Source organism: Candidatus Microbacterium colombiense (assembly GCA_029203165.1).
Lineage (GTDB): Bacteria > Actinomycetota > Actinomycetes > Actinomycetales > Microbacteriaceae > Microbacterium > Microbacterium colombiense.
On sequence record CP119308.1, the window covers coordinates 972,128 to 988,358 of the forward strand.

Here is a 16,231-nt window from a genome sequence, read left to right on the forward strand (position 1 = left end):
GGGGGGGGGGGGGGGGGGGGCGATCTCGGCCGATCATCGTCGAGACCCCCGCCGGTTGCCGAAACCCCTGCTGGCAGACGTCGCTCAGCGGGGGCGCCGATGCTCAGCGGGGGTCTCGGCTGATCGTCACGGCGTGCGGGGCGCGATCAGTCAGCGCGCGAGTGCGGGGGTGAAGCGCTCGGGCTCGTGGGTCGCCGTGACCAGGGCGCGCAGCTCCTCGAGCGATGAGGGCACGGCGCGGAGGGCTCGGGCCTGCACGAGGACGTTCCCCAGCGCGGTGGCCTCGACAGGGCCGGCGAGCACGGGAAGACCCGTGCGGTCGGCGGTGGCCTGGCACAGCAGCCGGTTCAGCGACCCTCCGCCCACGATGTGCACGACGTCGAGCGTGCGTCCGGAGAGTGCGGATGCCGTGCGCACGGCATCCGCGAACGCAGCGGCGATCGACTCGACGATCATGCGGGCGAAGGCCGCCCGATCTACGGGTGCCTCCTCGCCCCGTGAGCGGACGAGTGCGCTGATGCGCGCGGGCATGTCGCCCGGCGCGGAGAGCGAGGGATCGTTCGCATCGAACACCGGCACGACGGTGACGACGGTGGATGCCGCGGCGAGCAGCGTGGCCAGATCGATCGTCGACCCGTCCTCCGCCTCCCAGACCCGCACGGTCTCGCTGAGCAGCCAGAGCCCGGTGACGTTGTGCAGGAACCGGTAGCGCCGGTCGACGCCGAGCTCATGCGTGAAGTTGGCGTCGCGCGCGGCATCCGTCAGCACGGGGTCGGTGAGTTCGATGCCGACCAGGCCCCAGGTGCCGCAGGAGATGTAGGCCGAGTACGCCGTCGAGAGGGGGGCGGCGACCACTGCGGATGCCGTGTCGTGCGAGCCGACGGCGATCACCGGCAGATCCTTGCCGATGCGTGCGGCGAGCTCGGGGCGCAGGCGTCCGATGGTCGCGCCGGGGTCGATCAGCGGGGGCAGAATCCGCATCGGGATGCCGAGGCGATCCGCCAACGCCGTGTCCCACTCGCCGTCGACCACGCCCAGCAGGCCGGTCGTCGAGGCGTTCGTGCGCTCGGCGACGCGGGCGCCTGTGAGGAGGAACGCGAGCAGATCCGGCACGAGCAGGGCCGTGTCGGCATCCGCCAGCCGCGCGTCCACGCGGTACTGGTACAGCGTGTTGAACGGCAGGAACTGCAGTCCGTTGCGCGCGTAGAGCTCGGCGAAGGGCACGATCGTATGCACCTCGGTGACACCCCGCGCCGTGCGCTCGTCGCGGTAGTGGAACGGCGCGGCGAGCAGCTCGTCGTCGCGGAGGAGTCCGTAGTCGACCGCCCACGAGTCGATCCCGATGCTCTCGATGCCCGGCTCGCGGCGGACGGCTTCGGCGAGCCCGTCGAGCACGCGCCCGTACAACGCGCCGAAGTCCCAGTGCAGGCCGTCCTCGCGTTCGACCGGACCGTTCGGGAAGCGTGAGACGAGCTCGAGCTCCAGCATCCCGTCGCCGACGCGCCCGATCATGACGCGTCCACTGGTCGCGCCCAGGTCGACCGCGGCGACGGCGCGCACGGTCATGCGCTCGCCGCGTCGCTCGTCGAGTGCACGGCATCCGTGCGAGTGCACGGGTTCGCGACGTCGGCGCGTCGTGCACTCGACAGCATCCCGTGCACTCGGCGGTAGTGGTTCACGGTCATCGCAGGAAGGCGGCGGCCACGCCGGAGTCGACGGGGATGTGCAGGCCGGTCGTGCGGCTGAGCTCGGGTCCGGTCAGCACGTACACGGCATCCGCCACGTTCTCGGGCACGACCTCGCGCTTGAGGATCGTGCGGTTGGCGTAGTACTGGCCGAGGTCCTCTTCGGCGACGCCGTAAGTCGCGGCGCGGTTCGCACCCCAGCCTGAGGCGAAGATGCCGGAGCCGCGCACGACGCCGTCGGGATTGATGCCGTTGACACGGATGCCGAACTCGCCGAGCTCGACCGCGAGCAGACGCACCTGGTGGGCCTGGTCGGCCTTGGTCGCGGAGTAGGCGATGTTGTTGGGGCCGGCGAAGACGGAGTTCTTCGACGAGATGTAGATGATGTCGCCGCCCAGCTTCTGGTCGATCAGCACGCGAGCCGCGGCTTTCGACACGAGGAACGAGCCCTTCGCCATGACGTCGTGCTGAAGATCCCAGTCCTTCTCGGTGGTCTCCAACAGCGGCTTCGACAGCGACAGCCCGGCGTTGTTGACGACGAGGTCGACGCCACCGAAGGCCAGCACCGCAGCGTTCAGCGCGGCCTGGATGGCGTCGGCGTCGGCGACGTTCGCGGCGACTCCGATCGCGACGTCGGTGCCGCCGAGTTCTGCCGCTGCGGCCTGAGCCTTCTCGAGGTCGAGGTCGGCGATCACGACGCAGGCGCCTTCGGCCGCGAGACGCGTGGCGATGGCCTTGCCGATGCCGGAGGCGGCGCCGGTGACGAACGCGATGCGGCCCTGGTGCGACTTCGGCTTCGGCATCCGCTGCAGCTTCGCCTCCTCCAGCGCCCAGTACTCGATGCGGAACTTCTCGGCGTCGGAGATGGGGGAGTAGGTGGACAGCGCCTCGGCGCCGCGCATCACATTGATCGCGTTGACGTAGAACTCACCGGCGACGCGGGCCGTCTGCTTGTTCGCACCGTACGAGAACATGCCGATGCCGGGCACCAGCACGATGAGCGGGTCGGCGCCGCGGATCGCCGGGGAGTCGCTGGTGGCGTGCGCGTCGTAATAGGCCTGGTAGTCGGCGCGGTACCCGGCGTGCAGTTCGTGCAGCCGCGCGATCTGTTCCTCGGCGGTCGCGGTCGCGGGCAGGTCGAGGATGAGCGGCTTGACCTTGGTGCGCAGGAAGTGGTCGGGGCAGCTGGTGCCGAGAGCCGCGAGCTCGGGAGCACGCTCTGAGGCCAGGAAGTCGAGCACGACATCGGCGTCGGTGAAGTGGCCGATCTGCGGCCTGTCGGTCGATGCGATGCCACGGATCGTCCCGGCCAGGACGGCGGCACGCTCGCGGCGCTCGGCCTCAGGGAGCGCCTCGAAGCCGGTGCGCACGCCGCCGAAGGGAGCGGGCGTGCCGTTCGCCTCGATGTACGCGGCCGCGGTGTCGATGACCCACAGCGAGTTCGACTCGGACTCCTCCGACGTGTCGCCCCAGGCGGTGATGCCGTGTCCGCCGAGGATGCAACCGATCGCGGCGGGGTTCGCGGCCTTGATCGCCGCGATGTCGAGTCCGAGCTGGAAGCCGGGGCGGCGCCATGGCACCCACACGACCTTCTCGCCGAAGATCTTCCCGGTCAACGCCTCTCCGTCCGCGGCGGTCGCGATCGCGATGCCGGAGTCGGGGTGCAGGTGGTCGACGTGCGCGGCATCCACGAGGCCGTGCATCGCGGTGTCGATCGAGGGCGCCGCCCCGCCCTTGCCGTGCAGGCAGTAGTCGAACGCCGCGACCATCTCGTCCTCGCGGTCGAGACCCGGGTACACGTCGACGAGCGCGCGCATGCGGTCCAGGCGCAGTACCGCGAGGCCCTGCTCGGTCAGCGTGCCCAGGTCGCCGCCCGATCCCTTCACCCACAGCAGCTCGACCGGCTGCCCGGTCACCGGATCGGTCTCGGTGCCCTTCGCGGAGGTGTTGCCGCCCGCGTAGTTGGTGTTCTTCGGGTCAGAGCCCAGGCGGTTGCTGTGCGCGATCAGGTCGGCGGCGGTCGGGTTCGTCATCAGAGTCGTGTCCTTGGTTCGAAAGTCGCGAGAGGCGTCGAGAGGTGTCGAAGAAGAGGCGCGCTCAGGCGCCCCAACCGGCCTGCACGCCGCCCACCCGGTCGGTGGCGATCTGCTGCTGGTAGCCGGATGCCGCGTACGCCGCCATGGGGTCGGCAGCCAGGCCGCGCGACTCGCGCCATTCCGCGAGCGCCGGGCGCACGTCGGTGTAGAACGCGTCCATGAACACGGCGTTGGCGGCCAACACGTCGCCCGACTTCTGCGCCGCCGTCAGAGCGTCGCGGTCGACGATCAGCGCGCGGGCCGTCATCTCCTGCACGTTGAGCACGGAGCGGATCTGGCCGGGGATCTTGTCTTCGACGTTGTGGCACTGGTCGAGCATGAACGCGACGTCGGGGTTGTTGAGGCCCCCGCCGCGCACGACCTCGAACAGGATGCGGAACAGCTGGAACGGGTCGGCGGCCCCGACGATCAGGTCGTCATCGGCGTAGAAGCGCGAGTTGAAGTCGAAGGACCCGAGCTTGCCCAGGCGCAGCAGCTGCATCACGATGAACTCGATGTTGGTGCCGGGGGCGTGGTGGCCGGTGTCGAGGCAGACCATCGCCTTGTCTCCGAGAGAGCTCACCTGCGCGTAGGACGTTCCCCAGTCCGGAACATCGGTGTGGTAGAAAGCCGGCTCGAAGAACTTGTACTCGAGCACCAGCCGCTGGTCGTCGCCGAGGCGTGCGTAGATCTGCTGGAGCGACTCCTGCAGGCGGTCCTGGCGTCCGCGCAGGTCGGCCTGTCCGGGGTAGTTCGAGCCTTCGGCGAGCCAGATCTTGAGGTCGCGGCTGCCCGTGGCATCCATCACGTCGATGCAGGCGAGGTGGTGATCGATGGCCTTCTGCCGGATCGACGCGTCTTCGTGGGTCAATGCGCCGAACTTGTAGTCGTCGTCCTGGAAGGTGTTGGAGTTCACCGTTCCGAGCTCGACGCCCAGGTCTTCGGCGTGCGTGCGGAGGTCGGAGTAGGAGTCGACCACGTCCCACGGGATGTGCAGGGCGACCGCGGGGGCCAGAGCGGTGTACTTGTTGACCTGCGCGGCATCCGCGATCTTCTCCCACGGGTCGCGCGGCGTGCCCGGTGTGCCGAACACCTTGAATCGCGTGCCGGAGTTGCCGAACGCCCAGCTGGGGAGTTCGATGGCCTGCTTCTCGAGAGCGGCGAGGTTCTCGGGGGTGAGGATGCTCACGATGCACTGCTTTCTTCGTGGTTGCGGGTGACGGAGGAGTCTGCGGGCGCGGCGGTCGCGTCTGCCGCGGAGAGCTGGTCTTCGAGGTGGAACACCTCGGAAAGCGGGGTGGCGGCCTGGTCGGGGCGTCCGTCGAGGCCGAGGAAGTACGTGCTCATCTCCGCCTCCCATCGAGCAGCGATGGGTGAGGAGGCGAGGTAGGCCTGGGCCGCGGCGTCGTCGTCGGTCTCGTAGTAACCGATCAGCGTGCCGCCCTGGCCGAGGAACAGGGAGTAGTTGCGTCGCCCGGCCGCAGCGATCTCGGCCAGCATCTCGGGCCGGACGGGCGAGTGCCGGTCGAGGTACTCGTCGAGCAGCTCCGGACGCACCTGGAGCTGGAAGGCGACGCGGGTCATGGGGATCCTCTCGGGTGTCCGGCCGGCGCCCGTGGACGCCGGCCGGACGGAAACGACTCAGAAGTCGAAGTCGCCGATGTTGTCGGCGTTGAACTCGAACGGGTCGCCGAGCAGCACCACGCCATCGGCGCCGACGGTGTACTCACCGAGGTCGCCGGCGGTGAAGGTGTCGCCCTCTTCGCCCGTGATGTCACCGGCGATGAGCGCCTGAGCGGCGAAGGCCGCGAGGTAGCCCAGGTCGGCCGGGTTCCACAGTGCGAACGCGGTGACGGTGCCGTCTTCGACGTACTCGCGCATCTGGTTCGGCGTGCCGAGTCCGGTCAGCGCGACCTTGCCCTTGAAGTCCGAGGTCGACAGGTAGCGCGCCGCAGCCGCGATTCCGACGGTCGTGGGCGAGATGATGCCCTTCAGGTCGGGGTGGGTCTGCAGGAGCGCCGCGGTCTTGTCGAACGAGGTCTGGTCGTCGTCGTCGCCGTAGACCGTCTCGACGATCGTGATGTCGGGGTACTCGCTGGCGGCGTACTCCTTCATCAGGTCGATCCAGGCGTTCTGGTTCGTGGCGTTGGCGGATGCGGAGAGGATGGCGACCTCGCCGGTTCCACCGATCTGGTCGGCGATCAGGTCGACCTGCACCTTGGCGATGCCCTCGGAATCGGCCTGGTTGATGAACAGGTCGCGGCAGTCGGTGTTGGTGTCGGAGTCGAAGGTGACGACCTTGATCCCGGCATCCCGTGCCTCGTTGAGGGCGTCGCAGATCGCCTTCGGGTCGTTCGCCGAGACGACGAGCGCTCCGACGCCCTGCTGCGTCGCCGTGTTGATGTAGCTGACCTGCGCATCGGGCGTCGCCTCGGCGGGGCCGACCTCGGCGAACGTGCCGCCGAACTCCTCGACAGCCTTCTTGCCGCCCTCGCTGGACGTGTCGAAGTACGGGTTGCCGAGGTTCTTGGGCAGGAAGGTGATGGCGAGGTTCGAGCTGTCGCCGTCCGAGTCGCCGCCGTCGCCGGCGTCGCCGGAGGCCGTGCATCCTGTGAGAGCGACCGCTGCTGCCACCGCGAGGGCGGCGAAGGCGGTCACACGCTTGCGTGCAAACGTCATTGTTCGTTTCCTTTCGTCAGAAGATGCCGCGGGTGCGGCGTCCATCGGTGTCATGAAGCTGTGACGGCACCGGCGGGGGTTCTGCCCGGTCGGCGGCGTTTCTTCTGCAGCCAGGCCAGGAAGCTTGCGGCCACCACCGAGAGCACGAGCAGTGTGCCGGTGATGATGTTGATGACATCGGAGGTGACGTTCACCAGACGCAGTGCGCTGGCGAGCGATCCGATGAGCAACGCGGCGGCGATCACGCCGTAGATCTGGCCCCGTCCGCCGAAGACCGAGACGCCGCCGAGCACCACGGCCGCGATGACCTGGAGTTCGAGGCCGGTCGCGTTGTCGCCGCGGGCACTGCCGTAGCGCAGCGTGTAGAAGATGCCGGCGAACGCGGCGACCGCGCCGGAGAGCATGAAGAGGATGAACTTCGTGCGCTCCACGTCGACGCCCGAGAAGTGCGCGGCATCCTTCGACAAGCCCACCGCGTAGACGCCGCGCCCGAACGGGGTGAAGTGCAGCAGCACGACGAAGACGACCACGAGGAGGAGGAACGGGATCGTGATCACCGGGATCGGCGTGCCGGTGATCTTCGCCTTCGCGAGGTCGGTCCAGAACTCGGGGAAATCGGTCACGGCGGCGGTGCCCAGCAGTCCGACCGCGAGTCCGCGGAACAGTGCGAGCGTGCCGATCGTGACGGCGAGCGACGGCAGGCCGACCACGGTGACGAGGAAGCCGTTGAACGCGCCTCCGACGATGCCGACCACGAGGGCGGCGAGGGCGGCGATCTCGAACGGGAGGCCCGCCTGTACGAGGGCGCCGGTGACGACGCTCGAGAGCCCGACCATGCTGCCGACCGAGAGGTCGATCTCGCCCGTGATCATGATCAGAGTCATGGGCAGGGCGATCAGCAGGATCGGCGCGATATCGAGCAGCAGGTAGGTGAGGGTGATCGGCTGCCCGAAGCCCTTGATGCTCGCCGAGGAGACGAGGGCGACGATGATCAGGAGTCCGACGATGGCCGCTTCGCGGGTGAGCAGCACGCGGCGCCAGAGCGGCTTGTCGAAGTCGCCGATGACGCGCGGGGACGTGGTGGTCGCGGTGGTCATGATTGGTCCCTCGCCTCGATGAGCCGCCGTTTCTGTCGGACTGCGAGCACGCGGTCCAGCACGATGGCGCCGATGATGAGCAGGCCGACGACCGCGCGCTGCCAGAAGTCGGGGATGCCGAGGATCGGCAGTGCACGGTTGATCGTGAGCAGCAGCACGGCACCGATCGCCGCACCCCAGACCGAGCCGATGCCCCCGGTGATCGCGACGCCACCGATGACGGCGGCACCCACGGCATCGAGTTCCCATCCGGCGCCGGCCTGCGAATTGATCGTGCCGTAGCGGGCCGCGTAGAACACTCCGGCGAGTCCGGCCAATGCTCCCGACAGCACGAAGGCCGTCAGCACGCGGCGCGTGACGCGCAGACCGTAGAGCTCGGCGGCGGCAGGGTCGGATCCGATCGCGTAGTACTCCCGCCCGCCGCGGGTGTTCTTCATGTACCAGGCGGCGATCGCGAGCACGACCAGGGCGACGATCGCGAGGATCGGGATGCCGGCGAGCTGCCCGGTGCCCAGTGCGAGGAAGTCCTTGGGCATGTCGGAGGCGTTCACCCGGTCGCTGCCCGTCCACAGCACGTTGATGCCGCGATAGGCATACAGCGTGCCGAGCGTGATCACCATCGCCGGGACCTTGGCATAGGCCACCAGAGCGCCGTTCACGAGTCCGAGGAGGGCGCCGAACACGACGGCCGCGGCGACGACGAGCACGATCGGTATGCCGGGGATGTCGATGAAGAGCCGGCCGGTGAGGTAGGCGGTGAGGCCCATCACGGAGCCGACCGAGAGGTCGACGTTGCGCGTGACGAGCACGATCGCCTGACCGACGGCCACGAGCACCAGGATCGACGGCGTCAACAACAGATCCCGCCATCCGTCCGGGCTGAACAGGAACTTCGGGTTGTTGAGCGTCGCGGCGGTCACGACCAGCACGAGGGCCAGCAGGATGCCGAACTCGCGCGCCTTGCCGAGGCCGGAGATGCGCTTGGTGAGGGAGGAGACGGGGATGGCGGTGGTCACGAGGAGAGCTCCGATGCGTGAGTCGCGGCGAACATGACGTTTTCGGAAGTCGCTTCCGAGCGGGAGATCTCTGCGGTGATGCGGCCTTCACGCATCACGAGGATGCGGTCGGCCATGCCGAGGACTTCGGGGAGTTCGGAGGAGATCATGAGGATGCCCATGCCCTGGCCTGCGAGCTCGGAGAGGAGGCGATGAACCTCGGACTTCGTGCCGACATCGATGCCGCGGGTGGGCTCGTCGATGATGAGCACCTGCGGCTGGGTCGCCAGCCACTTCGCCAGCACCACCTTCTGCTGATTGCCGCCCGAGAGTGTCGCTGCGACGGTGTCGAGTGCGTGCGTCTTGACCTCGAGGCGGCTGGCCCACTCCTTGGCGGCACGGTTCTCGATGCCGGTGGTGATGAGTCCGAACTTCGCGAGGCGGCGGCGGATGGCGAGGGTGATGTTGCCACCGACCCCGGCCTCGATCACGAGACCCTGCTTGCGCCGGTCCTCGGGCACGAGGGCGAGACCGGAGCGCATGGCATCGACGGGGCGACGCGCGGGAACCCGTGCGCCGTTCATCGTCACGGTTCCGGCGCGGTAGCCGTCGACGCCGAACACGGCGCGGGCGACCTCACTGCGTCCCGCACCGACGAGACCAGCGAGACCGACGATCTCACCCGTGCGCACCGTGAAGGAGATGTCATGGAAGATGCCGGGGCTGGTGAGTCCGTCGACTTCGAGCAGCGGAGCGCCGATCGTCGTCTCCTGCTTCGGGAAGAGCTCGGTGACCTCGCGGCCGACCATCTGGTGCACGATCTCGTCGACGGTCGTGTCGGCGATCGCGCTCGTGGCGATGTATGCGCCGTCGCGCATGACGGTGACGGTGTCGCACAGGGCGAAGACCTCGTCGAAGCGGTGGGAGATGAAGATCAGCCCGCGGCCCTCATCGCGGAGGCTGCGCGCGATCGCGAACAGCCGCTCGACCTCGACGCCGGAGAGGGCTGCGGTGGGCTCGTCCATGATCAGCAGGGTCGCGTCGAGGGACACGGCCTTGGCGATCTCGATCACCTGCTGGTCGGCGATCGAGAGTCCCTCCGCCGGACGGTCGGGGTCGATCGTCACGCCGAGGCGGGTGAACAGGCGCTCGACCTCGTGGCGCATGGCCTTGCGGTCGATGCGGCCGAGCGTGCCGGTCGGCTGGCGTCCCATGAAGATGTTCTCGGTGACCGAGAGATCGGGGAAGAGCGTCGGCTCTTGGTAGATCACGGCGACGCCCGCGGCCTTGGACTGCGCCGTGGAGGTGAAATCGACCTCGTCGCCGCGGAGGCGGAAGGTGCCGCCGTCGCGCTGGTAGAGCCCCGCGACGATCTTGACGAGTGTCGACTTGCCGGCCCCGTTCTCGCCGACGAGTGCGTGGATGGATCCGGCATCCACGGAGATCGTGCCCGAGCGGAGGGCGATCACCGAGCCGAAAGCCTTCTGGACGTCGGTGAGCTGCAGCACCGGAGTCGGGGAGGCAGAAGTCATCGATTTCTCTCTTCGTTGAGGGACTGAATCGTTTCAAACCCTGTCGAGAATGACAGTAAAGCATGAGTTGACGGCTGTCAAGAACGCGTGAGAGTCTGAGGTAGCGCGTTCGTATGAGTCGTTTCACCCACGGACCGCGGTGATCTGGAGGGGGACCGATGGCGGTCAGCGTGCGCGAGGTGGCGGAAGACGCGGGTGTCTCGGTCGGCACCGTCTCGAACGTTCTCAATCGTCCGGAGAAGGTGAATCCCGACACGGTCGCCCGGGTGCAGGCGTCGATCGCCCGCCTGGGATTCGTGCGCAACGACGCAGCCCGCCAGCTTCGAGCCGGCCGCAGTCGCACGATCGGCCTGGTGGTGCTCGACATCCGCAACCCTTTCTTCGCCGAGATCGCCCGAGGCGCGGAGGAACGGGCCGACGAGTTCGGCCTCTCGGTGCTCGTGGCCAACAGCGACGAGAAGCAACTGCGCGAGGCGCGGCACCTCGATCTCTTCGAGGAGCAGCGGGTCACGGGTGTGCTGGTGACCCCGGTCAGCGAGTCGCTTCCGCGGTTGGCGCAGATGCAGGACCGTGGCACGCCCGCGGTGCTCGTCGACCGCGAGTCGCAGGACGGGCGATTCGCCTCGGTCGCGGTCGATGACGTCGAGGGCGGACGGGTCGCGGTCGAGCATCTGCTCGCCGTCGGGCGCACCCGGATCGCGTTCGTCGGAGGCCCGGTCGCGCTGCGGCAGGTCGCCGATCGTCTCAGCGGTGCGCAGGCCGCCGCATCGGCTGCGGGAGTCGGCGTGGAGTTCGTCGCCTCCGTCGCACTGACCGTGGAGGAGGGGCGCCGCGTAGGGCAGCAGATCCTCGACCGGGCGCCGGCGGCCCGTCCCGATGCCATCTTCGCGGCCAACGACCTGCTCGCCCTCGGTATCCTGCAGAGTCTCGTGATGACCGGCGATGCCCGCGTGCCGGAGGACATCGCCCTGATCGGCTACGACGACATCGACTTCGCGGCCGCGGCGGTGATCCCGCTCAGCTCCGTGCGCCAACCCGCCGCGCTGATCGGATCGACCGCCGTCGATCTGCTGCTGCGCAGTCAGCGGGAGCAGGAACCGGTGCGCGAGCACGTGCTGTTCCGCCCGGAGCTCGTGGCGCGCGCATCCACGCTCGGCACCTGAAAGCGCTGGTTCGTGACAGCGCGCCAGACCCGTTATGATGGCTAGGTGCATCCGCGCTTTCGGGTCGGATGCCTGGAGACGTCGCATAGTCCGGCCGAGTGCACCACCCTGCTAAGGTGGAGTTCCCTTACGGGAACCAGGGGTTCAAATCCCCTCGTCTCCGCAGTAGAAGCCCTGATCAGGGTGCGTATTCCGCGAGGCATCATCATTCGTGCGACACGTCATGTCCCGCGGGGTTTCTTGCGTTCTTCGTGGTGTCTCATCGCCTGACGCACGCCTCGGTATCATCGGAGCATGTCCACCCCTTCCGACGGAGCATCCCCTTCGCCGGGGCGCTACGCGAAGGGCATCGCCCGCCGCCAGGAGATCCTTGACCGGGCGATCGAGGTGTTCGCGAAGCGGGGGGCGAGGAAGACGAGTCTCCGAGCCATCGCGCAGGAGGTCGGCGTGACGCACGCCGCACTCACGCACTACTTCGGGTCGCTCGACGAGCTGCTCGTGGCGGTGTACCGCGAGTCGGAGAAGCGATCGGACGATGAGAAGCCGGAGCCGCCCGACCTCAGCCCGGCCATGATGATGAAGGTCTCGGCTGAGGAGAATCGCAGCATCCCGGGGCTCGTGCAGCTCTACTCGACCCTGGTCGCGTCGGCTCTCGAGGAGAACCATCCGGCCGCGCAGGAGTTCGCGACGCACCGCTTCGACCGGCTCCGTGCGCAACTGGCCGAGCGGGTCACCGTTCTGCAGGCGAGTGATCGACTGCGTGCAGACTTGGACCCCGCGCTCGTGTCGGCCTTGGTGATCGCCGCGTCGGACGGACTGCAGACGCAGTGGCTGCTCGACTCCTCGATCGATCACGAAGCGGCGCTCGAGATGCTCGATCGGCTGCTCGCGGCCCCGCGCGATTCGGACTGAGCGGGCGCGGCGGCGGACACGGAAGGCCCGCCGCCGTGATGGCGACGGGCCTGTGATGGTCCGTGAGCGTCAGAGCGTCGCGGCGAACGGGTCGAAGCCGTCGGGCAGCAGTGGCACCGGGGCGACACTGCTCTCGACGGTGACGGTGCGTCCGGTGGCCGCTGACTCCTGCGCGGAGAGCAGCACATCGAGCACGTGGAAGCCGAGCTCGCCGGATGCCACGTGCGGGCGCCCTTCGGCGATCGCACGCACCATGTCGAGCGCGCCGATGCCGCGACCGACGGTGACGTCGTCGTGTGCGATCTCGATCCACTCCTGCTCGAACGACATGCCATCGCGGATCACACCGAGAGGCTTGACGTACGCGATGCGACCGGCGAACGCGTTCGGATCGGGGAGCACGATCGTGCCCTCAGTGCCGTGGATCTCGACGACGCCGTGACGTTCCAGGGCGGAGTCGAAGCTCAGCAGGCTCTGCGCCTGCGCGCCCGCCTCGAACGCCGTCACGATCTGGATCGTCGAGGGCACCTCCACCGGGAAGGTCGTTCCCGCGATCGGGCCGTTGTGGATCGTGCGCTCTTCGCGCGCCTTCGAGCCGACGGCCGATACGTGATCGACCGGGCCGAGCAGGGAGACGAGAGCCGAGAAGTAGTACGGGCCCATGTCGAGCAGCGGGCCCGCACCCTCGGCGAAGAGGAATGCGGGGTCCGGGTGCCACAGGTCGGGGCCCTGGGTCTGGAACGTCGTCTGCGCGAACAGCGGGCGGCCGATGATGCCGCTCTCGATCGCGCGCCGCGCCGCCTGGAAGCCCGGTCCGAGAAGCGTGTCGGGAGCAGAGCCGATCCGGAGGCCGGCGGCCTCTGCTTCGCGCAGCAGTTCGGCTGCCGCCGCGCGGTCGAGCCCGAGGGGCTTCTCGGTCCAGACATGCTTGCCCGCGGCGATCGCCGCACGCGAGACCTCGATGTGCGCGGCAGGGATGGTCAGGTTGATGACCAGGTCGACGCCCGGGTGGGCCAGCACGTCGGCAGCCGAGCCGAACGTCGGAACGCCGTACTCGGCGGCCTGTGCTTCGGCGCGATCGAGGATGAGGTCCCCGATGGCGAGCACCTCGACGTCGGGGAAAGACGAGAGGTTCTCGAGATATGTGTCGCTGATGACGCCGGCGCCGATGATGCCGATTCCGACCGCGCTCATCGGGCGAAGCCGCCTTCGATGAGGAACGCGTAGCTGGCGGCGATGTCGGCGAACACGTCGCCGGGCGCGTTGTCGTACTCGATCACGGCGTACTTCAGGGCGGATGCCGCGCGCAGCGAGTCCGCGATCGGCACGTCGCCGGTGCCGGCATGGCGCTGATCGAGGCTGTCCGAGCCGAACTCGGGGGCGCCGGGGGCGAAGGGGTTGCTCGCCGGGGCGACGCCGTCCTTCACGTGTGCGGCGACGAGCCTGTCGCCGAGGTGCGATACGAGCGCCGTCACGTCCTGCCCGCCCACGAGCGCCCAGTACAGGTCGAGCTCGATGGCCACGCGGTCATCGGTGAGCGCGACGAATCGCTCGAAGGCCGTCTCGCCGTCGAAGCGCTCGACGAACTCCTGGGCGTGGTTGTGATAGCCGACCTGCAGCCCGAATCCGGCCGCGGTGTCGACGAGGGCGTTGAGCCGTTCGGCGATGTCGGTGACCCCGTCGAGGGTGAACCAGCGCTCGGGCGCGACGAACGGGTCGATCACGGTCGTGATCCCGACCTTGGCTGCGGCCTCGAAGACGACCTCGGGGGCCGGCGTGGGGATCGAGCCGTCGGGAGTCCACAGTTGGTCCGAGAGCAGTGGGGCGTGACCGGTCGGTGAGGCGAGGCCCGAGGCGTCCAGCGCTGCGCGGATCTCATCGGGACGGCGGACGAAGTCGAACGCCTCCACGTTGCGCAGACCGATGGCGGCGAGCTTGTCGAGCGAGCCGCCCATATCGTCGGTGAACTCGGTGGCGAGCGAGTACAGCTGGACTGAGGTTTCTGGCAGGGCCACGGTGACCTTCCTTCGTTGTGTGAGGGGGCAGATGATGACGCCCGCCGACAGGCTAACAGAAACCTCCATGTGGAAGTTATGTATGGCTGCGTGCCGGGCAGCGCTGAGAAACCACGCAACGCCCGAGAAACCACCTCGCGCGCGAGACATCGTGCGCTGCGTGATTTCTCGCGCGCAGGAGGGTGTCTCGCGGCGGAAGCGGTGTCTCGCGGCGGAAGCGGTGTCTCGCGCGCACACAGGCAGGGGCGCACGAGTGTCCGCGGCTCGTGCGACACTGTGGCGACAACACACCGGGAGGCGGTGACATGGCGATCGACCTGAAGAAGACGCTCGACGCATATCAGGCGAAACGGGGTGTGTTCCGCATCGTCGACGTGCCCGCGATGCAGTACCTGATGATCGACGGCGCGGGTGATCCGAACTCCGCGCCCGCATACGCGCGGGCTGTGTCCGCGCTCTTTCCCGTCGCCTACGGGCTGAAGTTCGCCGCGAAGAAGGACCTCGGCATCGACACGGTCGTGATGCCCTTGGAGGGGCAGTGGCATGCGCCCGACATGGCGTCGTTCACCTCGCGACGGGACAAGTCGTCGTGGCTGTGGATGCTGATGATCATGGTGCCCGATCACATCACCGCGGAGATGTTCGACGCCGCGGTGGGGAAGGCAGCGACGAAGAAGGATGCATCACCGATCCTGTCCTCCGTGCGGCTGGAGACGCTCGAGGAGGGGCTGTGCGTGCAGACGCTGCACGTCGGCTCCTACGACGACGAGACCCCGGTGCTCGCCGATCTGCATGAGCGCTTCGTGCCGGAGAACGGCCTGGCGCTCACCGGCCGTCACCACGAGATCTATCTGAGCGACGTGCGCCGCGTCGAGCCGGCGAGGCTGCGCACGATCCTCCGGCAGCCCGTGGCGCGTCTGGGCTGAGACCGGGGCGGACGATCAGGTCGTCGCGGGCTTCTCGCTCCACAGCAGCAGGAAGGCTCCGAGGCCGATCATCATTCCGCCGCCGGTGGCCGCCATGGTCGAGATCCGCCGCGGGGAACGTGCGAACCATTCACGGGCCGCGCTGGCGAGGAGCACCCACACGGCATCGCAGGTGACACCGATCGCGACGACGATCGTACCGAGCACGAACAGCTGCAGTGGAACGGAACCGGCGTGCAGATCGACGAACTGCGGCAGGATCGCCAGGAAGAAGGCGATCGACTTCGGGTTCGTGAGTCCGACCACGAAGCCTTCGAACAGCAGCCGCCAGCCCGATCGGCGTCGCACCGCGCCGGTGACCGCGGCCGCGGCATCCTTGCGGTGTCTGATCGCCTGGATGCCGAGGAAGACGAGGTACCCGGCGCCCAGCACCTTGACGATCGTGAAGAGCACGATCGACTGCGCGATCACCGTGCCCACGCCGAGAGCGACGGCCAGCACGAGCACGATCGATCCGATCGCCGTGCCGAGGATGCTGAGGAAGCCGCCGAGACGGCCGAGTGCGATCGAGCGGCCGATCGTGAACAGCACGGTCGGGCCGGGGATCACGACCATGATGAACGCCGCAGCGGTGAATGCGAGCAGCGTGGGGGTGGCGATCATGAAGCGAGCCTAGGGGCAGACGGGGCGAGAGCGTGAGGGGCGGTCGTGGGCGGCCGTCGACCGCCCACGACCGGGCGACTCAGGCGTCGCCCCAGAAGCGGTCCTCGGCGGCCTGATCCTCGCTGATGAGCCAGACCTCGGCGATGCGGTCGTCGGCGACCCGGAACACATCGACGCCGTGCTGATCGAGGTCGACCCGACCGGGGCGCTGCGCGCGGAAGCGCACGGTGGCCGACACGAGCGATCCGCTCTCGGTGGCGGACTCGGTCTCGAGGACGAACGTTCCGCCGCTGAGCTCCATGAAACGGCCGAGGTGCGCGAGGATCGCGTCGGGGCCGACGTGGTCGCCCGACACGGGGTTCGACCCGGGCTGGTGCCACACGGCGTCCGCGCTGAACGTGGCCGCGAGCGCTGCCATGTCTCCCGCGGCCATCGCCGCTCCGTACTGTCCGACGACGTCGATTGCCGACATGATGTTCCTCCTGGATG

The 16,231-nt window shown here is 68.5% G+C and carries 16 protein-coding genes and 1 tRNA gene; 4 read left to right on the forward strand and 13 right to left on the reverse strand.

Features of this window, described 5'->3' with window-relative positions:
• Positions 1-150 precede the first annotated feature (150 nt).
• From P0Y60_04665 to P0Y60_04705, 9 genes are all read right to left on the reverse strand, one after another.
• Positions 151-1,566 carry a rhamnulokinase gene (locus P0Y60_04665; protein ID WEK62055.1) on the reverse strand — a complete coding sequence of 472 codons (1,416 nt, stop codon included), beginning with the start codon at positions 1,564-1,566 and terminating at the stop codon, positions 151-153.
• Complete coding sequence (locus tag P0Y60_04670) at positions 1,563-1,685, reverse strand: hypothetical protein (GenBank protein ID WEK62056.1); 123 nt, start codon at positions 1,683-1,685, stop codon at positions 1,563-1,565. Before P0Y60_04670 ends, P0Y60_04665 begins: the two co-directional genes overlap by 4 nt.
• Positions 1,682-3,718, reverse strand: coding sequence for a bifunctional aldolase/short-chain dehydrogenase (locus P0Y60_04675; GenBank protein ID WEK62057.1), 2,037 nt, complete (start codon positions 3,716-3,718; stop codon positions 1,682-1,684). The genes P0Y60_04670 and P0Y60_04675 overlap by 4 nt, the downstream gene beginning before the upstream one ends.
• 64 nt (positions 3,719-3,782) lie before the next feature.
• Positions 3,783-4,949 (reverse strand): L-rhamnose isomerase, encoded by a 1,167-nt coding sequence (rhaI, locus tag P0Y60_04680; GenBank protein ID WEK62058.1) that lies wholly within the window; start codon positions 4,947-4,949, stop codon positions 3,783-3,785.
• Entirely contained in the window at positions 4,946-5,344 is a 399-nt protein-coding gene (locus P0Y60_04685) for an L-rhamnose mutarotase (protein WEK62059.1), read from the reverse strand. The genes rhaI and P0Y60_04685 overlap by 4 nt, the downstream gene beginning before the upstream one ends.
• A gap of 57 nt (positions 5,345-5,401) precedes the next feature.
• The gene (gene rhaS, locus P0Y60_04690) at positions 5,402-6,439 is read right to left on the reverse strand and encodes a rhamnose ABC transporter substrate-binding protein (GenBank protein WEK62060.1); all 1,038 of its coding nucleotides are present in this window, start codon (positions 6,437-6,439) and stop codon (positions 5,402-5,404) included.
• Positions 6,440-6,489: 50 nt separating this feature from the next.
• On the reverse strand, positions 6,490-7,536 hold the full coding sequence (locus P0Y60_04695; protein WEK62061.1) for an ABC transporter permease: 1,047 nt from the start codon (positions 7,534-7,536) through the stop codon (positions 6,490-6,492).
• Positions 7,533-8,552 carry an ABC transporter permease gene (locus P0Y60_04700; GenBank protein WEK62062.1) on the reverse strand — a complete coding sequence of 340 codons (1,020 nt, stop codon included), beginning with the start codon at positions 8,550-8,552 and terminating at the stop codon, positions 7,533-7,535. The genes P0Y60_04695 and P0Y60_04700 overlap by 4 nt, the downstream gene beginning before the upstream one ends.
• On the reverse strand, positions 8,549-10,063 hold the full coding sequence (locus P0Y60_04705; protein WEK62063.1) for a sugar ABC transporter ATP-binding protein: 1,515 nt from the start codon (positions 10,061-10,063) through the stop codon (positions 8,549-8,551). Before P0Y60_04705 ends, P0Y60_04700 begins: the two co-directional genes overlap by 4 nt.
• A 158-nt stretch (positions 10,064-10,221) precedes the next feature.
• Here P0Y60_04705 and P0Y60_04710 point away from each other — a divergent pair, with 158 nt between their 5' ends.
• From P0Y60_04710 to P0Y60_04720, 3 genes are all read left to right on the forward strand, one after another.
• Positions 10,222-11,226, forward strand: coding sequence for a LacI family DNA-binding transcriptional regulator (locus P0Y60_04710; protein WEK62064.1), 1,005 nt, complete (start codon positions 10,222-10,224; stop codon positions 11,224-11,226).
• A 74-nt stretch (positions 11,227-11,300) separates the two neighbouring features.
• A tRNA-Ser gene (locus tag P0Y60_04715) sits at positions 11,301-11,389 on the forward strand.
• A 131-nt stretch (positions 11,390-11,520) separates the two neighbouring features.
• Positions 11,521-12,138 (forward strand): TetR/AcrR family transcriptional regulator, encoded by a 618-nt coding sequence (locus P0Y60_04720; GenBank protein WEK62065.1) that lies wholly within the window; start codon positions 11,521-11,523, stop codon positions 12,136-12,138.
• 69 nt (positions 12,139-12,207) lie between these two features.
• Here the strand turns inward: P0Y60_04720 and P0Y60_04725 are convergent, their stop codons facing one another.
• Together P0Y60_04725 and P0Y60_04730 are read right to left on the reverse strand one after the other, a co-directional pair.
• Entirely contained in the window at positions 12,208-13,332 is a 1,125-nt protein-coding gene (locus P0Y60_04725) for a Gfo/Idh/MocA family oxidoreductase (protein ID WEK62066.1), read from the reverse strand.
• Complete coding sequence (locus P0Y60_04730) at positions 13,329-14,153, reverse strand: sugar phosphate isomerase/epimerase (protein ID WEK62067.1); 825 nt, start codon at positions 14,151-14,153, stop codon at positions 13,329-13,331. Before P0Y60_04730 ends, P0Y60_04725 begins: the two co-directional genes overlap by 4 nt.
• Positions 14,154-14,458: 305 nt before the next feature.
• Here P0Y60_04730 and P0Y60_04735 point away from each other — a divergent pair, with 305 nt between their 5' ends.
• Complete coding sequence (locus P0Y60_04735) at positions 14,459-15,079, forward strand: GyrI-like domain-containing protein (GenBank protein ID WEK62068.1); 621 nt, start codon at positions 14,459-14,461, stop codon at positions 15,077-15,079.
• A 15-nt stretch (positions 15,080-15,094) separates the two neighbouring features.
• Here P0Y60_04735 and P0Y60_04740 read toward each other — a convergent pair whose 3' ends face one another.
• Together P0Y60_04740 and P0Y60_04745 are read right to left on the reverse strand one after the other, a co-directional pair.
• The gene (locus P0Y60_04740; protein ID WEK62069.1) at positions 15,095-15,742 is read right to left on the reverse strand and encodes a LysE family translocator; all 648 of its coding nucleotides are present in this window, start codon (positions 15,740-15,742) and stop codon (positions 15,095-15,097) included.
• Positions 15,743-15,821: 79 nt separating this feature from the next.
• Positions 15,822-16,214 carry a nuclear transport factor 2 family protein gene (locus tag P0Y60_04745; protein WEK62070.1) on the reverse strand — a complete coding sequence of 131 codons (393 nt, stop codon included), beginning with the start codon at positions 16,212-16,214 and terminating at the stop codon, positions 15,822-15,824.
• Positions 16,215-16,231: the final 17 nt, after the last annotated feature.

Excerpts from the sequence above, each read along its gene's own strand:
- P0Y60_04710 (WEK62064.1), top strand. The coding sequence starts at position 10,222 with ATGGCGGTCAGCGTGCGCGAGGTGGCGGAAGACGCGGGTGTCTCGGTC.
- P0Y60_04685 (WEK62059.1), bottom strand. The coding sequence starts at position 5,344 with ATGACCCGCGTCGCCTTCCAGCTCCAGGTGCGTCCGGAGCTGCTCGAC.
- P0Y60_04725 (WEK62066.1), bottom strand. The coding sequence starts at position 13,332 with ATGAGCGCGGTCGGAATCGGCATCATCGGCGCCGGCGTCATCAGCGAC.
- P0Y60_04670 (WEK62056.1), bottom strand. The coding sequence starts at position 1,685 with ATGACCGTGAACCACTACCGCCGAGTGCACGGGATGCTGTCGAGTGCA.
- P0Y60_04705 (WEK62063.1), bottom strand. The coding sequence starts at position 10,063 with ATGACTTCTGCCTCCCCGACTCCGGTGCTGCAGCTCACCGACGTCCAG.
- P0Y60_04745 (WEK62070.1), bottom strand. The coding sequence starts at position 16,214 with ATGTCGGCAATCGACGTCGTCGGACAGTACGGAGCGGCGATGGCCGCG.
- P0Y60_04735 (WEK62068.1), top strand. The coding sequence starts at position 14,459 with ATGGCGATCGACCTGAAGAAGACGCTCGACGCATATCAGGCGAAACGG.
- rhaS (WEK62060.1), bottom strand. The coding sequence starts at position 6,439 with ATGACGTTTGCACGCAAGCGTGTGACCGCCTTCGCCGCCCTCGCGGTG.
- P0Y60_04675 (WEK62057.1), bottom strand. The coding sequence starts at position 3,718 with ATGACGAACCCGACCGCCGCCGACCTGATCGCGCACAGCAACCGCCTG.
- P0Y60_04665 (WEK62055.1), bottom strand. The coding sequence starts at position 1,566 with ATGACCGTGCGCGCCGTCGCCGCGGTCGACCTGGGCGCGACCAGTGGA.
- P0Y60_04720 (WEK62065.1), top strand. The coding sequence starts at position 11,521 with ATGTCCACCCCTTCCGACGGAGCATCCCCTTCGCCGGGGCGCTACGCG.
- P0Y60_04740 (WEK62069.1), bottom strand. The coding sequence starts at position 15,742 with ATGATCGCCACCCCCACGCTGCTCGCATTCACCGCTGCGGCGTTCATC.
- P0Y60_04695 (WEK62061.1), bottom strand. The coding sequence starts at position 7,536 with ATGACCACCGCGACCACCACGTCCCCGCGCGTCATCGGCGACTTCGAC.